Below are 4151 nucleotides of genomic sequence, written 5' to 3' on the forward strand. Positions count from 1 at the left end.
GCCGCGGACTGGAAACGGCCGCCGCGCGAATGGCTCGAGGCCAAGACCCAGTTCGCCGTCGTCTTCGGTGAGCGGTTCGTCAGTCAGTGACGAAAACAGGCCGCCGCACAAAATATCCGGCAGTCCCAAGATGCATCGGTGACGTGAACCCGTCCCTCATTGATTCCCTATTTGAACTGGACGGCCTCATTCACCAGCACGACACTGAGGTATGCCTCAAGATACGATCCAATCCCCACTGAGGTTGAGGCGAATGGCGGCAATTGAGCCCAGATCGTGAGGCAACCATGAAACGCAGAACCTTCACCCAATCCATGCTGGTTCTATCCGCAGCCCCTCTCCTCGCCCGCCAAGCGAATCTATCTCCTGTTGCTACCGCAGAGGCGTGAGGTCCGCCTCTCATGGGCGACTCCATCACGGACGTGCCCGGGATCAAGGTCGGCTATTACACCCTCACCCGCCGGCTGACGGGCTGTACTGTCATCCTGTGCGAGGACGGCGCTATGGGCGGCGTGGATGTGCGTGGCTCCGTCCCCGGCACCCGGGAAACCGACCTGCTCGAGCCCACCAACGCTGTCTAGCAGGTCCAGGCCATCCTTCTCTCCGGTGGCAGTGCCTACGGGCTGGAGGCCGCCACCGGCGTAATGCGCTATCTTAAGGAGCGCAAGCTCGGGTTCAAGTTGCGCGCTGGCGTGGTCCCGATCGTGCCGGCGGCCATTCTGATGGACCTCAGTGTTGGCGATTTCACCATCCACCCTGATGCCGAAGCTGGATACCGAGCCTGCTTGGTGGCCGCATCGGGTCCAGCCTCAGAGGGCAATGTCGGGGCAGGGGGCGGGGGCAACCGTGGGCAAGATGTTCGGCTCGGCCTTCGCCATGAAAGGAGGCCTGGGCACCGCCAGCCATCGGGTTCCAGGCACGGATGTCGTGGTTGGCGCCATTGTCGCTGTGACCGCAGTCGGGGACATCTGCCATCCCGAGACTCGCCAGATCCCTGCTGGTGCCAGACGGGAAGAGGGGCAGGGGTTCCGAGACACTATGGCGGCGATTATGGGCGGCTACCGTGTTGTCACGTCCACGGGAAGCAGCACGACGATCGGGGTGGTTGCCACGAATGTGCCGTTCACCAAGGCCGAGATGAACAAGATCGCCCAGATGGCCCACGACGGCTTCGCCTGCAGCATCAATCCCGTGCACACCATGTCGGACGGTGACACGATCTTCGCGTTGTCTACGGGCAAGGCCTCATCCGTCGGTGCCGATGTCTCCGCCATTGGGGCGATCGCCGCCACCGTGATGGCGCACGCTGTGACCCGTGCGGTGGCTCAAGCCGAGAGCCTGACCGAGCTTCAACTCCCAGCCCACAGAGACTACGTGAAGGGGTGGATGGAAGACCGGCCATCTCCGTGAGCGGGGAGGGGGATCCACGGGGCGAACATCCCCCCTCACGATGCTTGCCGTTCCGTGCCATGGACAGTGGTCCATCGAGGGTTGCCCCGCTTTGCCTCGGACCTCAGTAGAGCGAAATCTGCGGCACCTTCTTCCTGAAGCGGCGACACAGCGTCATCGCGCCTTGAGCACAACAGAGCCATTGTAAGCCATGTCACCGATGTCACCAGCGGCCTTGCTCTCAAAGGGCAGGGGCAAGCCATTCCTTGATCTTGCTGAACTTGAGATGGTCGGCCACCGACGTGGGAGCCTTGGCACTCTGTTGGACCGCGTCCAGCCTGGACCTCACCTCCTCTGTCATCAGCAGGTCAGCTTGCCGCCCGATGGCCAGGGCGCCTTCGAGGACCTCGAGGCGATCCTGGAAGCTCATGCGATATCGCAGGTGCTGGGCAATATAGACCTCCCGCTCCCACTCAACCTTCGCCGTATCGGCGCAGGCCAAGCGGGTGACGAACGGCAGCAATAGCTCGCGCTCCTCATCACTGGCTTCATCGTTCAGGAGCATCGCCAGGCGGCAGATCGGGCGCGAGAAGCAGTCGGGCATGGTCTCGACGGCCCGGACCGGCTGATAGGGAAAGCCAGCCGCAACAATCGCCGCCTCGTTGATGCAGGTGCCGCCGTCCTTGCCAGGGAAGACGTGTGAGCCTCGTTTCAGCTTCCAGTTCAGGATGTGATCGAAAGTGTCCATGGCAGCCATCCTCGTGGCATGCCCCCACCCCGTGATGGTGATCCCCTGACAGCTCACCTGTCAATCGCGAGGGTATGCCATGCTGGAGTACTGAACTTGAATGATCGGCGGTGTGGCCGCTGGTGCATCGAAACCGCCTCAGAGCGCAGTGGCGGGGCAACCTGGCATCCCATGCCCAAACAGATGCCGAACTCACTTGAGTGAACAACATTTACCAGCGAGGTGGCTACACCACGCCATGCAGGGACGTCGGCAGCGCCAGCCCAGCCTTCTGCGCTCGGTCGAGTTGCTTCTTCACCGATGAGGCTGACCATGTGAGGCCGCCGCGTGGGGTCCGCTCGCGCATGCGCTCGAGCTGTGCCCCGATCTCTCTGAGAGAAAGGCTGGGATCGGCCATGGCGATGCCGGCGATCAATGTCATGAGGCGGTCCTCGGGGCTCTTGCGCGGTGCTGGCTTGAGGAGGGCAGGGTCCGCCATATGCTGCGACACCAGCTTGCCCACGGCGCGCCGCAGGCGGGCCACCGTCCAAGAGTGTCCGCTATCGCCCAGCACGCGTACAACGGCCTCCCAGGGATGATCCGGGCGCATGCGACGAACTGTCGGCATCCATTTGTCCGCACCGGCGATCACCTCATCGAGGTAGACCTTCTCACGGGCCAGGGCGATCTTCCGGATGGCGTCCGGCCGGTGCTCGCGTATGCCCGGATTTCCGGGCTTCTTCCCTCTGGCTTTGGCGGCCTTGATGCCAGCCTTGGTGCGCTCCGAGATCAGCGAGCGCTCCAGCTGCGCCACTGCACCGAGCACCTGCAATGAAGAACACCCCTTGGGGTGTCGAGGTATCGATGGGATCCCGCAAGGATCGGAAATGCGCCTTCTTGGCCTCCAGCATCTCAATCACCTCAAGGAGGTGGCTCACCGAGCGCGCCAGACGGTCCAGACGAACCACCACGAGGACATCACCCGGCTTAATCTCACGGAGGAGCCGCGCCAGGACCGGGCGCGCCCGGCTCCCGCCGGAGCCGTGCTCCTGGTGGATCTCGGCACAACCGGCAGCGCGCAACTCATCGAGCTGGGCATCGTGGGCCTGGTCCTCGGTTGAAACACGGGCGTAGCCGATCAGACGTCGTTTGGCAGAAGGGGAGGGGGCCATCGCTGCGCCATCACGCGAGATCTGCAGACAACTGCAGCTGCATCGATGCCTCCCGCAGGCGCCGATCCCTAGTCCAGATTGTGACCCCGGGTGTAAGTTGCGCCGCCGTGAGAAGGTGGGCGTCAACATAGCCAATGCCGATGCCGTACAACTTTCTCGTCTCGATGAACATTAGAGCCTCATTATCCCTGGCCACCGTGGCTTGTGGGAGGCTATGCAACGCCTCCAGTACTGCGCTGGCGAAGACTGCCGAGGGCGATTTCGCCCGTTACGAACGGATGGGCCAGAACACGCCCGTTCTCCAGCAGTTCGGTCAGCTTGGGATCTCCGACCTTCAGGTGATCGATCCAAACGGAGGTGTCGACAATGATCACTGGCTGTCGGTCGGCCGACGCGGAATGGGTTTCAGATCAGGCTCACTGCCGCCAAGCCGGGCGAGCCTGCGAGCACTTTCGCGCTAGATCAAGGCTTTCAGCGCTTCGCGAAGCAACGCAGACTTCTCCTGTACGCTGGTGAATGCTTGCGCTTTCGCGACGAGATCATCGTCAAGAGCAACGGTTGTTCTCATTCGGGCCTGTCTCCTTATCATCAAAAATAACATCATTCGATGACAAATCCAGTGCCACCGAGCAGGGAGAATCATGTTGCAGGTCAGACACTCTGATCAGCTTGATTCGATAGGATTATTTACAAGCCCAGCGGGCGCTCTGTACACTTTCGCTCTCTATGAGCAACCGATCGTTTGAAAACGTTTCTCAAGCCATTTCGTTAACCAGATGTGGAGGGGAGGGCTTCTCTCAGACCTGCAAAAATGGCTTAAACACGAGGATCTTAGCGGCTCGGCTGCCACTCATTGGGGCTCC

General features: G+C 61.7%; 3 protein-coding genes and 2 pseudogenes. 1 reads left to right on the forward strand and 4 read right to left on the reverse strand.

Annotation, left to right across the window (positions count from 1 at the left end):
- The first annotated feature begins 287 nt into the window (after window positions 1-287).
- A pseudogene (locus tag FS320_RS39370) lies at window positions 288-1410 on the forward strand (P1 family peptidase).
- A gap of 220 nt (window positions 1411-1630) precedes the next feature.
- Here FS320_RS39370 and FS320_RS39375 read toward each other — a convergent pair.
- From FS320_RS39375 to FS320_RS50485, 4 genes and pseudogenes are all read right to left on the reverse strand, one after another.
- Window positions 1631-2137, reverse strand: coding sequence for a hypothetical protein (locus FS320_RS39375; RefSeq protein ID WP_152717828.1), 507 nt, complete (start codon window positions 2135-2137; stop codon window positions 1631-1633).
- A 226-nt stretch (window positions 2138-2363) separates the two neighbouring features.
- Window positions 2364-3288, reverse strand: a pseudogene (locus FS320_RS39380) (recombinase family protein).
- A gap of 212 nt (window positions 3289-3500) precedes the next feature.
- Window positions 3501-3662, reverse strand: coding sequence for a type II toxin-antitoxin system VapC family toxin (locus tag FS320_RS50480; RefSeq protein ID WP_338105666.1), 162 nt, complete (start codon window positions 3660-3662; stop codon window positions 3501-3503).
- 83 nt (window positions 3663-3745) lie between these two features.
- Entirely contained in the window at window positions 3746-3856 is a 111-nt protein-coding gene (locus FS320_RS50485; RefSeq protein ID WP_152717830.1) for a type II toxin-antitoxin system VapB family antitoxin, read from the reverse strand.
- Window positions 3857-4151 lie beyond the last annotated feature (295 nt).

The sequence above is a fragment of the Microvirga tunisiensis genome (assembly GCF_009296175.1).
Taxonomy (GTDB): Bacteria; Pseudomonadota; Alphaproteobacteria; order Rhizobiales; family Beijerinckiaceae; genus Microvirga; species Microvirga tunisiensis.

Bases quoted from the DNA above. Each gene is read 5' to 3' on its own strand.
- FS320_RS50485 (WP_152717830.1), bottom strand. From the start codon at position 3,856: ATGAGAACAACCGTTGCTCTTGACGATGATCTCGTCGCGAAAGCGCAA.
- FS320_RS39375 (WP_152717828.1), bottom strand. From the start codon at position 2,137: ATGGACACTTTCGATCACATCCTGAACTGGAAGCTGAAACGAGGCTCA.